This is a genomic window from Candidatus Poriferisocius sp. (assembly GCF_965208475.1).
GTDB lineage: Bacteria > Actinomycetota > Acidimicrobiia > Acidimicrobiales > Bin134 > Poriferisocius.
In genome coordinates this window covers 2,919,053-2,935,879 of sequence record NZ_OZ242338.1, presented here as the reverse complement: position 1 = coordinate 2,935,879, position 16,827 = coordinate 2,919,053, and the positions used below count along the sequence as shown (strand labels likewise).

18 protein-coding genes are annotated in these 16,827 nt (G+C 66.1%); 11 read left to right on the top strand and 7 right to left on the bottom strand.

What is annotated here, in order from left to right:
• Positions 1-96 precede the first annotated feature (96 nt).
• On the top strand, positions 97-261 hold the full coding sequence (locus tag ACOGXA_RS13700; RefSeq protein WP_419924421.1) for a hypothetical protein: 165 nt from the start codon (positions 97-99) through the stop codon (positions 259-261).
• Between the two features lie 53 nt (positions 262-314).
• A complete protein-coding gene (locus ACOGXA_RS13695) occupies positions 315-1,667 on the top strand; it encodes an amidohydrolase family protein (protein WP_419924420.1) in 1,353 nt (450 codons plus the stop codon).
• A 4-nt stretch (positions 1,668-1,671) separates the two neighbouring features.
• On the opposite strand, the gene ACOGXA_RS13690 is transcribed toward ACOGXA_RS13695, so the two are convergent.
• The gene (locus ACOGXA_RS13690; protein WP_419924419.1) at positions 1,672-2,853 is read right to left on the bottom strand and encodes an amidohydrolase family protein; all 1,182 of its coding nucleotides are present in this window, start codon (positions 2,851-2,853) and stop codon (positions 1,672-1,674) included.
• Positions 2,854-2,888: 35 nt separating this feature from the next.
• On the opposite strand from ACOGXA_RS13690, the gene ACOGXA_RS13685 reads away from it, so the two are divergent.
• The 3 genes from ACOGXA_RS13685 to ACOGXA_RS13675 all read left to right on the top strand — a co-directional run bounded on the left by ACOGXA_RS13685 (position 2,889) and on the right by ACOGXA_RS13675 (position 6,705).
• Positions 2,889-4,064 carry a TauD/TfdA family dioxygenase gene (locus ACOGXA_RS13685; protein WP_419924418.1) on the top strand — a complete coding sequence of 392 codons (1,176 nt, stop codon included), beginning with the start codon at positions 2,889-2,891 and terminating at the stop codon, positions 4,062-4,064.
• Positions 4,061-4,948: a 3-keto-5-aminohexanoate cleavage protein gene (locus ACOGXA_RS13680; RefSeq protein ID WP_419924417.1), complete on the top strand. Its 888-nt coding sequence runs from the start codon at positions 4,061-4,063 to the stop codon at positions 4,946-4,948. Before ACOGXA_RS13685 ends, ACOGXA_RS13680 begins: the two co-directional genes overlap by 4 nt.
• Before the next feature lie 83 nt (positions 4,949-5,031).
• Complete coding sequence (locus tag ACOGXA_RS13675) at positions 5,032-6,705, top strand: N-acyl-D-amino-acid deacylase family protein (protein ID WP_419924416.1); 1,674 nt, start codon at positions 5,032-5,034, stop codon at positions 6,703-6,705.
• A 99-nt stretch (positions 6,706-6,804) separates the two neighbouring features.
• Here the strand turns inward: ACOGXA_RS13675 and ACOGXA_RS13670 are convergent, their stop codons facing one another.
• Positions 6,805-7,362, bottom strand: a complete 558-nt coding sequence (locus ACOGXA_RS13670) for an orotate phosphoribosyltransferase (RefSeq protein WP_419924415.1) — start codon at positions 7,360-7,362, stop codon at positions 6,805-6,807.
• A gap of 167 nt (positions 7,363-7,529) precedes the next feature.
• Here ACOGXA_RS13670 and ACOGXA_RS13665 point away from each other — a divergent pair, with 167 nt between their 5' ends.
• Genes ACOGXA_RS13665 through ACOGXA_RS13655 form a run of 3 tightly spaced genes read left to right on the top strand, consistent with a single transcriptional unit; the run spans position 7,530 to position 10,524 of the window.
• Positions 7,530-8,432 (top strand): hypothetical protein, encoded by a 903-nt coding sequence (locus tag ACOGXA_RS13665; RefSeq protein ID WP_419924414.1) that lies wholly within the window; start codon positions 7,530-7,532, stop codon positions 8,430-8,432.
• A gap of 10 nt (positions 8,433-8,442) precedes the next feature.
• A complete protein-coding gene (locus ACOGXA_RS13660; protein ID WP_419924413.1) occupies positions 8,443-9,735 on the top strand; it encodes a cytochrome P450 in 1,293 nt (430 codons plus the stop codon).
• 18 nt (positions 9,736-9,753) lie between these two features.
• Complete coding sequence (locus ACOGXA_RS13655; RefSeq protein ID WP_419924412.1) at positions 9,754-10,524, top strand: SDR family NAD(P)-dependent oxidoreductase; 771 nt, start codon at positions 9,754-9,756, stop codon at positions 10,522-10,524.
• An 18-nt stretch (positions 10,525-10,542) separates the two neighbouring features.
• On the opposite strand, the gene ACOGXA_RS13650 is transcribed toward ACOGXA_RS13655, so the two are convergent.
• Both ACOGXA_RS13650 and ACOGXA_RS13645 read right to left on the bottom strand, forming a co-directional pair.
• Positions 10,543-10,959 (bottom strand): Zn-ribbon domain-containing OB-fold protein, encoded by a 417-nt coding sequence (locus ACOGXA_RS13650; protein WP_419924411.1) that lies wholly within the window; start codon positions 10,957-10,959, stop codon positions 10,543-10,545.
• Entirely contained in the window at positions 10,956-12,104 is a 1,149-nt protein-coding gene (locus tag ACOGXA_RS13645) for a thiolase C-terminal domain-containing protein (RefSeq protein ID WP_419924410.1), read from the bottom strand. Before ACOGXA_RS13645 ends, ACOGXA_RS13650 begins: the two co-directional genes overlap by 4 nt.
• Positions 12,105-12,300: 196 nt before the next feature.
• Between ACOGXA_RS13645 and ACOGXA_RS13640 the strand changes: the two genes are divergently transcribed.
• Entirely contained in the window at positions 12,301-12,870 is a 570-nt protein-coding gene (locus ACOGXA_RS13640; protein ID WP_419924409.1) for a nuclear transport factor 2 family protein, read from the top strand.
• 22 nt (positions 12,871-12,892) lie between these two features.
• Here ACOGXA_RS13640 and ACOGXA_RS13635 read toward each other — a convergent pair whose 3' ends face one another.
• From ACOGXA_RS13635 to ACOGXA_RS13625, 3 genes are read right to left on the bottom strand one after another with little or no spacing between them, the layout of a single operon-like run.
• Positions 12,893-13,285 (bottom strand): type II toxin-antitoxin system VapC family toxin, encoded by a 393-nt coding sequence (locus ACOGXA_RS13635; protein ID WP_419924408.1) that lies wholly within the window; start codon positions 13,283-13,285, stop codon positions 12,893-12,895.
• Positions 13,276-13,530, bottom strand: a complete 255-nt coding sequence (locus ACOGXA_RS13630; RefSeq protein ID WP_419924407.1) for a type II toxin-antitoxin system Phd/YefM family antitoxin — start codon at positions 13,528-13,530, stop codon at positions 13,276-13,278. The genes ACOGXA_RS13635 and ACOGXA_RS13630 overlap by 10 nt, the downstream gene beginning before the upstream one ends.
• Positions 13,531-13,568: 38 nt before the next feature.
• Positions 13,569-14,228, bottom strand: a complete 660-nt coding sequence (locus ACOGXA_RS13625; RefSeq protein ID WP_419924406.1) for a class II aldolase/adducin family protein — start codon at positions 14,226-14,228, stop codon at positions 13,569-13,571.
• Positions 14,229-14,388: 160 nt separating this feature from the next.
• Between ACOGXA_RS13625 and ACOGXA_RS13620 the strand changes: the two genes are divergently transcribed.
• The gene (locus ACOGXA_RS13620; RefSeq protein WP_419924405.1) at positions 14,389-15,318 is read left to right on the top strand and encodes an LLM class F420-dependent oxidoreductase; all 930 of its coding nucleotides are present in this window, start codon (positions 14,389-14,391) and stop codon (positions 15,316-15,318) included.
• Between the two features lie 134 nt (positions 15,319-15,452).
• A complete protein-coding gene (locus tag ACOGXA_RS13615) occupies positions 15,453-16,826 on the top strand; it encodes a class I adenylate-forming enzyme family protein (protein ID WP_419924404.1) in 1,374 nt (457 codons plus the stop codon).
• The last annotated feature ends 1 nt before the right edge of the window (position 16,827 follow it).

Below are 16,827 nucleotides of genomic sequence, written 5' to 3'. Positions count from 1 at the left end.
CCCCGTCCGGGTGAGGGTTATTTGTCAAATAACCCTCACCCGGTGATGCTTAGGGAGCCTCGACCTTTAGAGCAAGATAGACAGAATACTGTCGATGTGGGAGGTCCAAAGGTCTTTGCGCCGGTGAAGGTGGAAGCTGCTCGGCGGGTCATCGAAGACGAATGGTCATCGGTGTGCGATCAAGCAGAACTGACGAAAGCCGACCGCAACCGTCTCTGGGGCCGTCAGTTCCTTAACCCCTTCGCTCTCTACAACTACTGAACCCGACATAGCCGGCGAGACGCGGGCGACTGACGGTCCCGTACCATGGCCCTATGGCTTTGGCCCAGATCGACCAGCACCCGGATCTGCCGTTCCTCATCAACGATGCCGACAACCATTTTGTGGAGCCCCGAGATTTGTATGTGAACTACGTCGACCCCAGGTGGCGGCACAAGGCAGTCACCTTCGAGGCCGACGAGCAGGGCCGCTGGGTGGGAGTGTTCGGCGGAAGGCCCTCCCGCCTAAACCAGGCGGTGGCCATGGTGGCCGCCGACGACGAGACCGCCGCCCAAGTGGCCGCCCGAGCCGTGCCCACCGCGGGCGACGAGAACCAGATGAAGCCCGGCCAGTCCAACATCCACTCACCGGGGATGCTGCTGTCCCAGCTCAACCCCTACCGCAATCTCACCGACGCCGAACGGATCGATCTCATTGCCTACTTCCGCGACCAGGAGGAGTCGTGGGGCAACCGCGATCTGCGGCTGGCCCTCATGGACAGCCAGGGCATCGGCGCGGCCCTCATGTTCCCCAACCAGGTGCTGTCGCTGGAATACGAGTTCGCCGACGACGTCGACGGCATCTACGCCAACACCCGGGCCTACAACCGCTGGATCAACGAGGAGATCGGCTGGGGCTACCTCAACCGCCTATTCCTCCCCGCCTACGTGTCGCTGGCCGATCCCGATGAGGCCGCCACCGAGGTTGAGCTGGTTCTGAGCCAGGGCGCTACCGTCATCCAGATCATCAGCGGCCACGTCCACGGCGGACGGCACAACACAAGGGGCGGGCGCTCTATGGCCGACCCGGTCTACGACGGCTTCTGGGCCCGCATCAACGAGGCCGGGGCCCGGGTGGTGACCCACTTGGGGGCCACCGACTACCAGAAGTACGGGGCCGACTGGAGCGAGGACCCCGAGGACGTTCTGGGCGACTTCGACGCCCTCCAGTGGGTGCTCTACTGGGGTGACCGCCCGGCCATGGAGACGGTGGCCGCCATGGTGCTCCACAACCTGTTCGGCCGCTTCCCCAACGTGAAGGTGTGCCTGTCGGAGCAGGGCACGGTGTGGCTGCCCTACATCCTCCGCAAGATGGATCACGCCTTCCTCATGGGCCGGGGGGCCAAGTGGGGTCCGAAGCTCGACCGCCGCCCCAGCGACATCTTCCGGGACCACTTCATCGTGGCTCCCTTTCCCGAAGAGAACGTGGCCCGGGTGGTGGAGGCGGTGGGCATCGAGCCCATCGTGTTCGGCTCCGACTTCCCCCACAGCGAGGGGCTGCCCTTCCCCGCCCTCTACGCCACCACCCAGCTCAAAGCCATGAGCGACGCCGACATCAAAACCATCATGTGCGACAACCTGGCCCGCTTCCTCAACATCGAACCGGCATCCGGCGGTGTAGGCGATTAAACGGCTAGGCCACCTTCATTAGGCTGGCCATGTTGCCGCCCATTACTTTGCGGATTTGGTGGTCGGGCAGACCTTCCAGTTGATCCACGAACGTGATGGGATCGGCCATGCCCTCCACATGGGGGTAGTCCGAGCCGAAGACCACGTTGTCGGCGCCCATCGCGCCGACTAGCCCGACCGGGTCGTCCTCGTGGAAGGGGTGGATCCAGATATTGCGCCTGATCGCGTCCACCGGGTGCTCTTCCCAGGCCTGGGGCATCCGCTGGTAGCAGGTCTCCAGATGGGCCAGCAGCGGCCGAACCCATGAGCTGCCGTTTTCGACGATGGCCACCTTCAGCTTGGGATGCCGGGTGAGCGCGCCATGGGCCACCCACGAGGTGACCGCATCCTCGATGGGTCGACTGCTCATCACCGACATCTGGAACAGCGACTGGTTGAACGCCAGCATCTCCCCGCTGGCCCCCTCCCACTCGTTGGTGAACCGGGTGTAGCCGCTGTCGGAGGCGTGCATGGCCACCAGCACATCCAGCTCTACCACCCGCTCCCAGAACGGATCGAACTCGGGCAGAGCGAACGACCGCGGCCCCCGCAGACCGGGCGGAGGAGCGGGACGAATCAGCACCGCCCGGGCACCCCGCTCCACGCACCACTCCAGCTCTTCGATGGCCTTCTCCACGATGGGCAGGGTCACTATGGGCACCGGGAAGATGCGACCCTCGTAGTTGAACGTCCAATGCTCCAGAATCCACTGGTTGAGGGCATGGATCACGATGTGGCACTCGTCGGGGGCGTCCCGGAAGCGCTCCTCCACCAGCGATGCCAGGGTGGGGTACATCATGGCGTAGTCCAAGCCCAGCTCATCCATCAGCTCCAGCCGGGGCTGGGGGTCGAAGTACGCCGGCAGGGCATCGATGGGCTGCATGATCTCCCGCCGGGACTTACCCTCGGGATTGCCGCTCCTGAAGTACTCCTCCTGGGCGCCGGGCGAGCCCACTCTCTGGAACGTGGGGTTGGGGATGTAGTTGCTGATCCTGCCCCTCACCAGGATTTTTGTACGGCCTTGGTGGTCGATGTAGTCGATGAGCCCCCGATGGGTGTCGGGCAAGTGCTTGGTGAGGGCTTCGGTGGTCTCGTACATGTGGTTGTCGGCATCGAAAACCGGGTAATCAAGCTGGCGAGAAGGCATACCAATCATCCTATTGCTGGTGTAGCCTGAGGGCAATGGCGGGGCTGCTGACGCCCGACTTCTACCGCTACGAGTGGCATCCGTTAAGCGGGGTTCGCCTCGACGGCGAGTTCGTGGTGGCCCGCTGGGCCGATGGCGCCGAGCTTCGCTGCTTCCGATGGTGGCTGGCCGAGCAGCGCGACTTTGAAATCTCCTCCCGGGAAGGGGTTCTCGAGCCCTGCGATCTGGGCGAGCACTGGCAGGTTGCCGACGCCTGGGCCGAGCACGACGGGGCGCTGGGGGTGCGCTGGGCCCACGACGGGGCTGTGTCCCGCTACCACCCCGGCTGGCTCCGCCACATTGCCGATGGCCAATTCCGCCCCGAGAGCTTCCTTCCCGAGCCCATTGCGTGGGACTCCTCTGTGCTGCCCGAGCCGGCCACCTACCACGGCCCGACGGTGCTGGCCGACCCTGAGACTTTCCGGCTCTGGCTCAACGACCTGGTGGCCTACGGGTTGACCCGGCTGACCTCGCTGTCGGTCGATCCCGATCAGGTCGAGGAAGTGGCCCGCCGGGTCGGTGTCCTCCGGGATTCCAACTTCGGCCCAGTCTGGGACATTGAGGCCGTTCCCGACCCCACGTCCACCGCCTATATGAGCATCGGCCTCGGCCCCCACACCGACTTCCCGTCGCTGGAGACGCCGCCGGGCTTCCAGTTCTTCCACTGCATCGAGAACTCCTGCGTCGGCGGGGCCAGCCAGATGACCGATGGCCTAGCCGTCGCCCGCTTCTTGGAGCAGCACGATCCCGATGTCTACGAGGCCCTCACCACGCTGCGGTGGGTGTTCCACGGGCGGGGGGACGAGGTTGACTGGCGGTGGTCGGGGCCGCTCATCGACCTGGGGGTGCCCGGCGCACCCCTCACCCTGCGTACCTTTTACCCCGTGCGCACCTTCCCCGATATGGCCACCGACGACATCCCCCGGGCCTATCGGGCGGCGAAGAAGTTGGGCCGGCTGTCCCGAGACCCCCGCTTCCAGATCACCTACAAACTTGAGCCCGGCGACATTGCTGTGTTCGACAACCGCCGGGTGCAGCACGCCCGGGAGCCGTTCGACACCTCCTCCGGCCGCCGCCTGTTTCGGGGGTGTTACGTGAACAGCGACGACATCTACTCCAAGCTGCGGGTGCTGAACCGACGGGCCCAAGAGAGCGAGCTGGCCCCCGCATGAGCGGAGTGTTCATCACCTGCGCCATCACTGGCAGCGGCGACACCACATCCAAGTCTGACTTGGTGCCCATTACCCCCCAGCAGATCGCCGAGGCGGCCATCGATGCTGCCGCCGCGGGCGCGGCCATCGTCCACATCCATGTCCGCAATCCCGAGACCGGCGAACCGGCCCGCGACGTGGAGCTGTATGCCGAGGTGGTGGAGCGGATCCGAGCTTCCGGCACCGACGTGGTGCTCAACCTCACCTCGGGGATGGGCGGCGACCTCACCCTCGGCTCGGCCGAGACGCCCCTGCCCCCCGCCGAGGTGGGCACCGACATGGCCGGGGCCACCGAGCGGCTGGCCCACGTGAGGGAGCTGATGCCCGAGATCACCACGCTCGACTGCGGCACCATGAACTTCGGCGAGGGCGACTACATCATGGTCAACAGTCCCTCAGTGCTCGACGAGATGGCCCGCCAAGTGCAGAAGCTGGGCGTGCGCCCCGAAATCGAGATCTTCGACACCGGCCACCTTTGGCTGGCCAAGCGCCTGGTGGACGAGGGGCTCATCGACGACCCGGTCATGGTGCAGCTGTGCATGGGCATCCCCTGGGGCGCGCCCGACGACCTGAACACCTTCATGGCCATGGTCAACAACATCCCCGACGACTGGGTGTTCTCGGCGTTCTCGTTGGGCCGCAGCCAGCTTCCCTACGTCGGGCTGGCCGCCATCGCCGGCGGCAACGTTAGGGTTGGCCTAGAAGACAACATCTACTTGAGCCGCGGCCAACTAGCCACCAACGCCGACCTGGTCGCCCGAGCGGCAACCATCCTCGAAGCCATGAACTACCAAGTCCTAGGCCCCGAGGCAGTCAGAGACAAACTCCACCTCACCAAGCACTAAAGCCCCCGCCGCCCCGCCGGTTCTCGCCCACAACTTGACCCGCCGCCCGGTCGCGCGCGGAAGAAGTCGCCTAAATTGATCCCGTGAACGCCGAAATAGCAATCCGCGGCGGCACCGTCGTAGACGGCACCGGCAGCCCCGTACGCCGCGCCGACATAGGCATCGCCAACGGCCGCATCACCGAAATCGACAAAACCGTCAAAGCCCCCACCGAGATCGACGCCACCGGCCGCCTGGTCTGCCCCGGCTTCATCGACTGCCACACCCACTACGACCCCCAGGTGCTGTGGGACCCCTGGCTGTCGTCATCGTGCTGGCACGGGGTCACCTCGGTGGTGGCCGGAAGTTGCGGCTACAGCATCGCCCCCACCAAGGCCGCCGACCGGTCCTCGCTCATCCGCACCCTCGACAAGGTGGAGGACATGCGGGTGGCCACCCTCGAAGCCGGGGTCAACTGGGACTTCGAGACCTACGGCCAGTATCTCGACGTGATCGGCCACCGGGGCCTGGCCGTCAACTTTGGCGGCTACGTGGGCCACACCGCGGTGCGGCTCTACGTGATGGGTCAAGACGCCTACGAGCGGGAGGCCACCCTCGAGGAAATCGACCAGATGAAGGCCGCGGTGGCCGAGGCCATCAACGGCGGTGCCCTGGGGTTCTCAACCGACCGGGCCGGATTCCACCTGGGCGACGGCGGCCGCCCGGTGCCGTCCATCGCCGCCTCCCAATCCGAGACCGAGGCCCTCATCGGGGTCACCGCCGAGATCGGCCGGGGCGTGGTGCATGTGGCGCCGGGGGAGAACTACCGCTGGGTGTACGACCTCCAGCCCAAGCTGGGCCGACGCCTCAACTGGTCGTCCATCCTCACCTATCCGGCCGCGGCCTCCTCCCGGGCCGACTACCGCACCAAACTGGCCGACCACCTGGCCGGTCGGGCCGCCGGGGCCGATGTGTGGGTGCAGGTCACCTGCCGCCCCATAACCCAGCATGTCACCATGATCGAGCCCACATCCTTCTACACCATGGGCTCGTTCAAAGAGCTGGTGGCCCTGGCCCACGATGAACGCCACACGCTGTACGCCGACCCCGACTGGCGGGCCCGGGTGCAGGCCGACTTAGACGCCAACGGGCTTTTGGCCTCCCGCTGGGACACGCTGGCCATTGTGGAGTCGCCCAACCACCCCGAACTGGTGGGCAGCACCGTGGGGGGAGTGGCCGCCGAGCGGGGGTGCACCCCGTGGGACGCCATGTGCGACATCGCCCTGGCCGACGGGCTGTTGACCCGCTTCGAGATCACCTTCGCCAACGACGAGGTCGACGGCGTGACCTCCCTGATGCAAGCCGAGGGGGCGGTTATGGGCCTGTCCGACGCCGGTGCCCACGTGGGCCAGATCTGCGATGCGGTGATGCCCACCGATTTCCTGTCCCGCTGGGTGCGCGACCGGCAGGTGATGACCCCGGAGGCCGGTATCCACAAGCTCACCGGAGAGTTGGCCGAGATGCTCGGCCTAGCCCCCGACCGGGGCTACCTCCGCCCCGGCGCGGTGGCCGACATCACCGTGGTCGACTGGGACAACCTCGACGTCGGCCCCATCCGCCGGGTGAACGACATGCCCGCCAACGGCGAACGCCTCATTGCCGACGCCCCGACCGGCGTCGACCACATCCTCGTCGCCGGCACCCCCACCCGCCTCGACGGTATGTCACTGCTCGACCAACTAGAAACCCTCCCCGCCACCACCCTCCGCTCAACCTGAGGGGGTCGTCCTTCAACGCCTTGCGCATCTCCCGGTTCGTGGCGCCCTTCGCTCAGCCTGAGGGGGCCGTCCCCAGGCTTGGTCGGCCGAGCAGGTGGATCAGCCGGGGGGAATCACCGGGTCGATGTTCAGGTCGGCGTAGGTGAGCACCGGGAAGTAGGGCACGCCCAGGGCTTCGAACCGGCGGCGGGCGGTGTCGCCCCGATCCACCACTGCGGCAGCGGCCACCACTGCGGCGCCGGTGTCTCGCACGGTCTCCCAGGCCTTGAGCGCCGACCCTCCGGTGGTGGTCACGTCTTCCAGCAGCAGCACTCGGCTGTGGGGCCCCAGGGGAGTGCCCTCGATGAGCTGGTTGGTGCCTCGGTTCTTGGGGGCCTTGCGAATCGAGAACCAGCGGCTGCCGGCCACCGCGGCAATGCCCACGGCCAGCGGGTCGGCGCCCATTGTCATCCCCCCAGAGGCATTGAACTCGATCCCCGCCTCATGAACCCGCTGGACGATGGCCCGACAGGCGACCTCTAGGTCGCCCCACCGGCACAGGGCCAGCTTGCCGTCGATGAAGTCGCTCGACATGGCGCCGCAGGCCAGTTCCACCGGCGCATCCAGCCGCCTCATCCCCCGGTGCTTGACGATGTCGATCAGTGCTTCGTCGGCCACGCTCCCATCATAACCATCGGGGCCAATTCCCCTGCTGGCTTCGAATTGTTGAAATATTATCGAAATATCTTGAATTTCCCCAAGCGATCCCCAACCTGGAGCGGCTACCCTGCCCAAAAGCTTCCCCCTTCAAACGGCATGTTAGACATGCGAAGGGAGAAGGACTCGTGTCTGCTCCACCGGAAATTTGCGCCTGGGCCCCATGGTGGACCTCAGATCAGCGCCGCCGCTTCCTCCACCATGTGGGGAGCGTCGTCCAAGCCCGATTCGGCCGGCACACAGTGGATGTGGCCGACGGGACCGTTGCCGTCGAGAAGATGGATTGCGTGCTGGGCCTGTCCAACCTGGCCCAGACCTGCCGGGCGTCCGAGCCCGACGACTGGCGGCTCATCATCTACAACCACATCGCCCGGCTCGACGACTTCGCCCCCGACGTGCTGGCCGATCGTCTGGGGGACTACGAGCGGCTCCAGACTGATTTGAGAGTCAGGGTGGTGAGCACCCAGCACCTCGGCCACATCGACCCGGTTGGCGACCCTTTGCCCCTGGGCCTCTTTGCCTGCCTGTCGGTGGACTTGGACGGTGCCGCCAGCCCGGTGGACCGCAGTTACTTTGAAGACTGGGGCGTGGAGCACGGCGAAGTAATGGCCACTGCGCTGGCCAACACCCTGATGGGCGAGCCGCTGACCGCTTTGGAAGTGAGCGGGTTGCCGGGAGATGTCCGGTTGCTTGCCGGCGACTCCCTATTCGTTTCCGGCCACCTGCTCGACTTTGCCCGCACGGTTCCCGACATTGGGCCGCAGGGCGCGGTGATTACCGTGCCCGCGGCCCACACCGTCATGGTGTGCCCCATGGACCTAAGCGATCAGTTCGTGGACCACTCCGCCACCATGCTGGCTGCCAGCTACGTCCGCTACTTGGCCGGCCCCAACTCGGTCAGTCCCAACGCTTTGTGGTGGCGTCCCGGCCTGCCCCTGGAAGGGTTCGCCCGCCTCGACAACCAAAGCTTCGAATTAGTCGCCCCCGAACCCCTCCGCTCCCAGCTATGGGCTGGCTGTCGAGGCGGCTAGCGTTGGTGGGATGCTGGACACGGCACTATCGCTCGACGAGATCGACATCCACTCCACCGATATGTACCGCGACCACGGCTATCCGTGGGCGGCGTGGGACATGCTGAGAGCTGAGGCCCCGGTTTTCCGGTACGAGCGACCCGGCATCGAGCCGTTCTGGGCCATCACCCGCCACGACGACATCCACTGGGTGTCGGCCAATGACAAGCTGTTCATCAACGGCGGCCCCCGCCTCCGCTTGGCCTCCATCGAAGACGACGAGGGCATGTGGGAGCGCCGGGAAAGACGGCTCACCGAACTGGGCTGGGACTTGGACGAGCCCATGGACATGGTGTTCTTGGACCGTCCTCGCCACACCCGGTTCCGCCTGCTCACCGCCCGCCGGTTCACCCCCCGGGCCATGCGGGAGCACGAGGAGCACCTGGCCCAGTACGCGGCCCGGTTCACCGGTGAGTTCGTGGAGATACTGGAGCGCGACGGCGAGGCCGACTTGGTGCTCGACTACGCCGTGAAGCTGCCCTTGGCCACCATCTGCGACCTCATGGGCCTTGACGTCGAGGACTGGTCGAAGGTCCACAAGTTCACCGAGATGGCGTTCAACGACGAGGAGAACATGCGGTGGGCCGAGCCCGGTGAGACCTTCGACGAGCTGAGGTTCCGGATGGGCAAGCAGTTCAGCGCCTATATCGGCACGATCATCGAAGACTGCCAGGCCGAGCCCCGCGACGATCTCACCGGCGCGGTGGTGAAGGGCGAGGTCGACGGCTGCCCGCTCAACACCCAGCAGCTCACCGGCTACATCACGCTGCTGCTGGGGGCGGGCAACGAGACCACCCGCAACGCCACCACCTCAGGCGTGATCGCCCTGCTCCGGAACCGCGATCAGATCGACCGCCTCCTGGCCGATGAGTCGCTGATCGAGCCGGCGGTGGAGGAGATCCTGCGGTGGACCTCTCCGGTCATCCAGTTTGCCCGCACCGCCACCGCCGACGTGGAGCGCCACGGCAAACTCATCAAGAAGGGCGACACCGTGGGCGTGTTCTACCCGTCGGCCAACCGAGACGAGGCGGTGTTCGACGACCCCTACCGCTTCGACGTGGGCCGCAACCCCAACCACCACATGGCCTTCGGCCACGGCGTCCACTTCTGCCTCGGCGCCAACCTGGCCCGCTGGGAACTCCGGGCCATGCTAAAAGCCATCCTTCCTCTGCTGCCCCGCTTGGAACTGGCCGACGAGCCTGAACGTCACGGACACCTCCACATCGGCGCCGTCAAACACCAGCGCGTCCGCTTAGTGGCATAACCATAAGGAGAAACAGAGATGGGACGACTGACAGGCAGGGTGGCGTGGATCACTGGAGCGGCGTCGGGCATCGGCCTGGCCACCGCAGAGCGATACGCCGAAGAGGGGGCTGTGGTGATCGGCTCCGACATCGCCGAGAGTGATGGTTGGAAGGCAGTGGCCGAGACCGCCCCGGCATCGAGCTTCCACCTCGTAGATGTGCGCGACGCTACCGCCCAGGAGGAGCTGGTCGGCCAGGTCGTCCAAGAGCACGGGCGGCTCGACGTGCTGGTCACCGCGGCGGGGGTGGCCGGGGGCGGCCAGGTTCACGAGCTCGACATCGAGGAATGGGACCGGGTGCAGGACATCAACCTCAAGGGCACCATGCTGTCGTGCCGGGCCGCCCTTAAGCCCATGGTGGAGGCCCGCTCGGGGAGCATCATCACCATCGCCAGCGTGGAGGGCCTCGAGGGGTGCGAGGGGGGCAGCACCTACAACGCCTCCAAAGGCGGGGTGATCCTGCTCACCAAGAACATGGCCAACGACTACGGCCCGGCCAACATCAGGGCCAACGCCATCTGCCCCGGTTTCATCGACACCCCCATGTTCCAATCGGTCATCCCCCATCTCGGGCCCATCGCCGACAGCATCCGCGACCAGCACAAGCTCAAGCGCTGGGGCCTCCCCTCGGAGATCGCCGGAGCCGCCTTCTTCTTGGCCTCCGACGACTCCTCATTCGTCACCGGCGTCGCCCTCCCCGTAGACGGCGGCTACACCGCCGGCCACTCCCACAACATGACCACCATCTAGTCGATTCGCCTCGACAGTTCAGACGGGGCGGAACTTGATGAGGGTGATCTCGGCGGTGGCGTCCTCGAACACGGCCTCCACCGCAAGGCCGCAGGCAATGTCGGCATTGTCGATGCCGATGAGGTTTGAGTACACCATCGGCCCCTCCTCCAGCTCTACCAGCACCACGTTGTAGGGGAGCTCCGGCTCGAACGAACCGATGTAGGGCTGCCGCATGATCGTGAAGCCCCACACCGTGCCCCGGCCCGACGCCTCGGTCCATCCCCGGTTGAACGACAGGCACGACGGGCAGGAGGCATAGGGCGGGAACCACACGTTTCCGCAGGCCCGGCACTGGGGCAGCACGAAGCGGTGCTCACGGGCCGCGGCCCAGAACTCCCGATCCTCATGGGTCACCGTGGGCAGCGGCTTGGCGTATCCCTCGCCGGCGCTCATAGCAGCCCGTCACGGCATAGCAGCGACGCCCCCGGCAGGGCCGACAAGCACCAGTACAGCGACCAGTCGCAGTCGGGGATCTGGCGTTCCCCGGCCTGTCCCCTCAGTTGGCGCACCGCCTCAGCGTGCTGGTTCCACCCCTGGAGGTACGACTCGCTCAGCATCCCCCCGCTGGTGTTCACCGGCAGCTCCCCGCCCAAAGCGATGCGGCCGTCCTGCACCCACTCCAAACCTTGGCCCTTAGGCGCGAACCCGAACCCCTCCAGTCCCCACAGCACCGACACGCTGAAGTTGTCGTACACCTGAAGGCAGTCGATGTCGGTGGTGGTAACCCCGAGCGGGTCGAACAAGTCGGCCTTCATCGACCGGCAGGCCTCGTCCCAGAACCCCAGGTCCACATACCACTCCCGGAAATTGGCCCGCCCCGCGGTGCCGGCGATCAGCACTGGGGGATGGGCCAGGTCTCGGGCCCGCTCGGCGGTGGTCACCACATAGGCCACCGCCCCGTCGTTCACCAGGCAGTAGTCGAATAGCCGCAGCGGCTCGGCAATGTACCGGGCGTCCAGGTAGTCGTCGATGGTCATCTCCTGCTGCATGATGGCCCCTGGAGTCATCCGGGCGTGCGAGCGAATGGCCACCGGAATGGCCCCGAGCTGCTCCTCGGTGCCCCCGTACTCGGCCTGGTAGCGGGTGAATCCCATCGAGTACTGCGCCCCCGGCGAGGCCATGCCATAGATCGTGTCGTACAGCAGCCCCTGGGGCTGGGCGCCGAACTTGGTGCCCTGGGTGCGGAACGCCACCGAGTTGAACAGCACCACGTAGTCGGCCAGCCCATGGTGTACCGCGGTGGCCGCATGCATGAGCGCCATGGCGCACATCCGACCGGCTTGGGGGTAGTCCACCACGAAGCGCACGTCGGTGAGCCCGGTGCGATAGGCCACCGGCTCATAGTGGGCCAGCCCCCCGGTAATCAGCCCGTCGATCTGCGACTTCTCCAGCCCGGCATCGGCGATGGCGGCCGCAATGGCCTCGGTGGCCAGCGCCTCTCCCGTCCGTTCTGGATCAGGCGTGCGGTACAGCCGGGCGAAGTCACTGCTGCCAATGCCGACGATGGCCGTCTGCCCGGCAAAGCCCCGATCGCTCATCGTTCAGCGACACTAGTGACGAAGCCGTTGCCCAGCCCCTATCGTCGGGGCCGAACCAAGGACGGTGTAGATGAAGATCAATCCCGATAGTTCGTGGCGGTTGGTGGCCATCAGCCTCGACGAGGTCGCTCCCTTGGAGCCTCTCAACTCTTGACCATTAGTCTCTCCGTCGAAGCCAGAGCGAAAGGCGATGCCGATGCAGATGAACCCCAACAAGACGTGGCGACTGTTGGCCGAGCGGCTGGAGGCCGAAACCGATCCCCGGCGGCGCCATGTGCTGGAGCTGGTGTTGGCCCACATGAAGTGCGAGGCCCAGGCCGACATCGAAGGAGTGGTGGCCACTCTCAGCGAAAAGCCCCAGTACATCATCTGGTCGAACCCCGATGACCCTGTCGCCAGCCCCGGCGGCTCCCGCGACGCCATCCGGGGCTTCTACGACCGCAGCATCGTGCAGACCGGCGCCCACCGCCTCGAGTTCGACTGCGACCGGGTCATCGTCGACGACGACGCCGTGTTCACCGAGGGGGTCATGAGGATGGCCTACCCCGGCCGCACGCTGGAGGCCATGGGCATCGACGTGCCCGACGCCGACTCTTACTACGTGGCCCAGGCTCGCATGGGCATCGTCTGGCCTGTTGACCTCGACGATCCCGAGGCCCGGCTGAGGGGCGAAGAGGTCTATTCCTCCAACGACGCCTTCGAAGGCGTCGCCGACCGCCCCATCTCCCTCGAAGAAATCGCCCCCCTAGAACTCGCCGCCGTCTGACCAATACCTCAAACAGACTGCGTCACACCCGGATCACGTCGAGTTCTTCGAGTGCGGGGAAGTCGTCGTCTTGGGTGACGACGGGGATGCCGAGGGCGATGGCGGTTGCTGCGATCCACGAGTCGTTGACCGGCATCTTGAGCTTGCTGTCCCGTAAGGCCAGGCGGAGTCTGGCCCAAGCGGATGCGACCGTATCGTCAACCGGAATGGGGTTGAGCGCCAGCGCAGCGGTGAGCGTGGAGAGGCGTTGATCGCGAGCAGCGGTGTCGGTGGCCGCCAGTACCCCGGCCCGCAGTTCGCCGATGGTGATGGCCGAAACCGCGAGCTCGTCGGGCAGGTGTTCCGTTTGAAGTGGGCGCCCGCTTTCTCGGGCAATGAAAATGGAAGTGTCAGCCAGCCCTCTGCTCATAGCCATGCAAGGTCATCGGTGGTCTCATCAGAGAGTCGGGCAAGCTCGTCGGCCAGCCCGGGGTCGGCTTGGTGAGACAGTACTTGGTGGACGAACCGGTCGCGGCCCATCCAACGAGGCCGGTCAGGAATTGGCGACAACTCCGCCACCGGCCGCCCCTGAACCGTGATTGTGATGCGCTCGCCGCGGGCCACAAGATCCAACAACGCCCTGGTCTGATTGCGCAGCTCCCGAGAAGCAACTTCAGTCATGCAACAAATGTAGCAAAAGTGCTACACAACCACTGTTCCTATCTTGCCGCCCAGGTTTCGCGGCGGAGATCGGTGTAGGCGCCAGCGAAGTCGGAGAGGGCTTTTTCGGGGAGATCAACCGCGTCGCCGAGGCGGCTGGCGCCCCACACGATGCGGGCGGTGTGCTCGGCCACCAGGGCGGCGTGAAGGGCGTGGTCGGGCGACTCGCCGATGCACAGCAGGCCGTGGTTGGCCATCAGCACCGCCGAGCGGTCGCCCAGATGGCGCACCACCTCTTCGCCCAGTTCGTCGGAACCGGTGGGGCGGTAGTCGGCCACCGGCACGTCCCCGCCCAGGTACATGATGACCTCCTCGATCACCGCAGGGATCCTCTTATGGGCCACCGCGAACATCGAGGCGTGTACCGGATGGCAGTGCACCACCCCGCCCACCTCGGGGAACGCCCGATAGCAGGCCAGGTGCATGGCCTTTTCGGTGGACGGCCGAGCCGTGCCCTCCAACAGGTTACCGTCCAAGTCCACTGCCGCCAGGTTGTCCACGCTCACCTGGTTATAGGGCAGCGCCGATGGGGTCAGCCAGATCGCGCTGTCGGCAGCTCTGCCCGAAACGTTGCCCGCGGTGCCCACCACCAGTCCGGCGGCGTTCATGGCCTGAGCCGCGGCCACTACTTGGGCTCGAATGTCGGCGCTATAGGCCATCTCTGCCCAAACTAATTGGCAGATAAGCCACCAAATGTCGCCTCACGCTATGAGCGTAAGGTTCCTAGCAGAAGCTCACTCCATTCGTTCCCGATGATGAACTGCTTGCGGCCAGCGCAGCGAGGCTGCAAAGTAGGGCCGCGCAAGGCGAAGGAGACCCATGAAGTTCGCAGTTACGTTTCCGATGGTGGCCCACCCGTGGGATCAGAAGCTGATCACCAAGCAGGGGGTGGTGGATTTCGCCCGCACCGCCGAGGAGTCCGGGTTCGACGGACTGGGATTCACCGACCATCCCGCGCCCACCGACCGCTGGCTCAGTGCCGGTGGCCACGACGCGGTGGACCCGTTTGCCGCATTGGCCTTCTGTGCCGCGGTCACCGACCGCATCAAGCTGATTCCCAACATCGTGGTGGTGCCCTACCGGAACCCGTTCATCATGGCCAAGGCCATCGCCACCATTGACTCCTTCTCCGGCGGCCGCTTCATCTTCGCCACCGGTTCCGGCTACCTCAAAGGCGAGTTCAAGGCTCTGGGCGTGGACTTCAACAACCGCAACCAGATCTTCGATGAGGCCATCGAGGCCATGATCGGCATCTGGACCACCGACGACTTCGCCTACGACGCCAGCACCTTCACCGCTCTGGGCCAGACCGCCAACCCCAAGCCGGTCCAGAAGCCCCATCCCCCCATCTGGATCGGAGGCAACTCCAAGCGGGCCCGCCGCCGGGTGGCCGCCGTCGCCAACGGCTGGACCCCGTTCCCCGCTCCCCGAGTGCTGGCCACCACGGCCAGAACCCCGCCATTGGAGACTCTGGACGACTTGGCGGCCTTGCTCGACGAGCTGTGGACCTACGTGGACGAGGCGGGACGCGACCCGTCGGAGTTCGACGTCAGCTACCTCAACCCCGTCGGCGGCCAGCCGGCCGCTCCCGATTTCGACGCTGATGCCCACATCGCCGCACTGGCCGAGCTGGAAGCGCTGGGTGTCACCTGGATCACCGTCAACCTTCCCGGCGACGACATCGAGGCCACCCTCGACACCATGCGCCGCTACGGCGACACGGTCATCGCCCCCTCCCAATCCTCTTAGGCACCCGATACCGTCTCAGCAGCCACATCGACCGCAGAGCCCTCCAACGAATCCTCGCGGAGGGCTCCGCAGAGTAGGGACATGAAGACCCGCAGCATTCCTTCCGGCCTCCGGCTCATGGATCGGTCGAAGAAATGACGTTCATCCACGAGATGCTCACGGTCGTGCCCCGGCGAGACGACCTCATCGTGGCCGGCGACCGCCGCCTGTCCTCCGACGAGGTGATCGCCTGGGCCGCCGAGGCCGCCGCAACCCTGGAAACGGGCCAACCCGCCGCTTTCCAACTCCCCACCGGCCCAGAGGGCGTGGTGGCCTACCGGGCGTGCTGGCAGGCCGGTGCGGTGGCCGTCCCCCTGCTGTATTCCGACGAGGGCCGTCAGCAATCGCACGCATTCGCCGCCCTCGGCACAAACCGCCTGTTGGACCCCTCCCAATACCCTGCTACCGGCAACGCCTCCCACCGCCAGATCACCCGCGCCCAGCCCGACGACCAGGCCCTCATCATGTTCACCTCCGGCTCGACGGGCGTGCCCAAGGGAGTGGTCCACACCCAAGCGGCACTGGCCTACAAGACCCGCCAGGCAATCGCCATCCAGGGCTTCACCCCCGCCGATGCCGGGCTGTTTCCCGCTTCGCTGGCCCATGTGGCCGGGCTGCTCCACGCGGTGCTCATCCCCGGCGCCGCTTCGATCAAAACGGTGCTCATGTCCCGCTGGGACCCGGGCGAGGCTCTGCGGCTCATCGAGCATGAGGAGATCACTTACATGGTCGGCCCGCCCACCTTCTTCAACGACCTCATGAGCCAACCCGACTTCAACCCCAGCCGCACCGCCTCCCTGCGGTTTCTGTCCATCGGCGGCGCCAGCATCACCCCCGCCTTCGTGAATCGGGCCCGCGACACCTTCGGCTGCGTTGTCAAGCGGGCCTACGGATCCACCGAGGCGCCCACCGTCACCACCTGCACCATCGGTGACGACCCCGAGCGCATGGCCAACACCGACGGCCGACCGTTCGCCCCCACCCAGATCCGGCTCGACGAGCACGGCGAGATACAGGTACGCGGCCCCGAGGTGACCGTCGGCTACCTCGACCCCGCCCACACCGCGGCCGCCTTCACCGAAGACGGGTGGTTCCGCACCGGCGATCTGGGCCGCATCGACGCCGACGGCTATCTGACCGTTGTCGGCCGCCTGGGCCAGAAGATCATCCGGGGTGGTGAGAACATCGATGCCATCGAGGTTGAGGCCATACTCGAATCCCACCCCGCGGTGACCCAGGCCGTGGCGCTGGGTGAGCCCGACGACCGCCTGGGAGAGCGGGTGGCCTCCTTCGTGGTGGTTGACGGCGCCTTCGACCTCGACGAGTGTCACCGCTGGTTCGCCCAATCCGGCGCGGCCCGGTTTATGGTCCCAGAGAGGCTGGTCACCGTCGTCGAAATGCCCACGATGCCCTCGGGAAAGCCCGATCGGTCTGAACTGGCGCGGCTATTGAAAGACTCCACTCGATAAA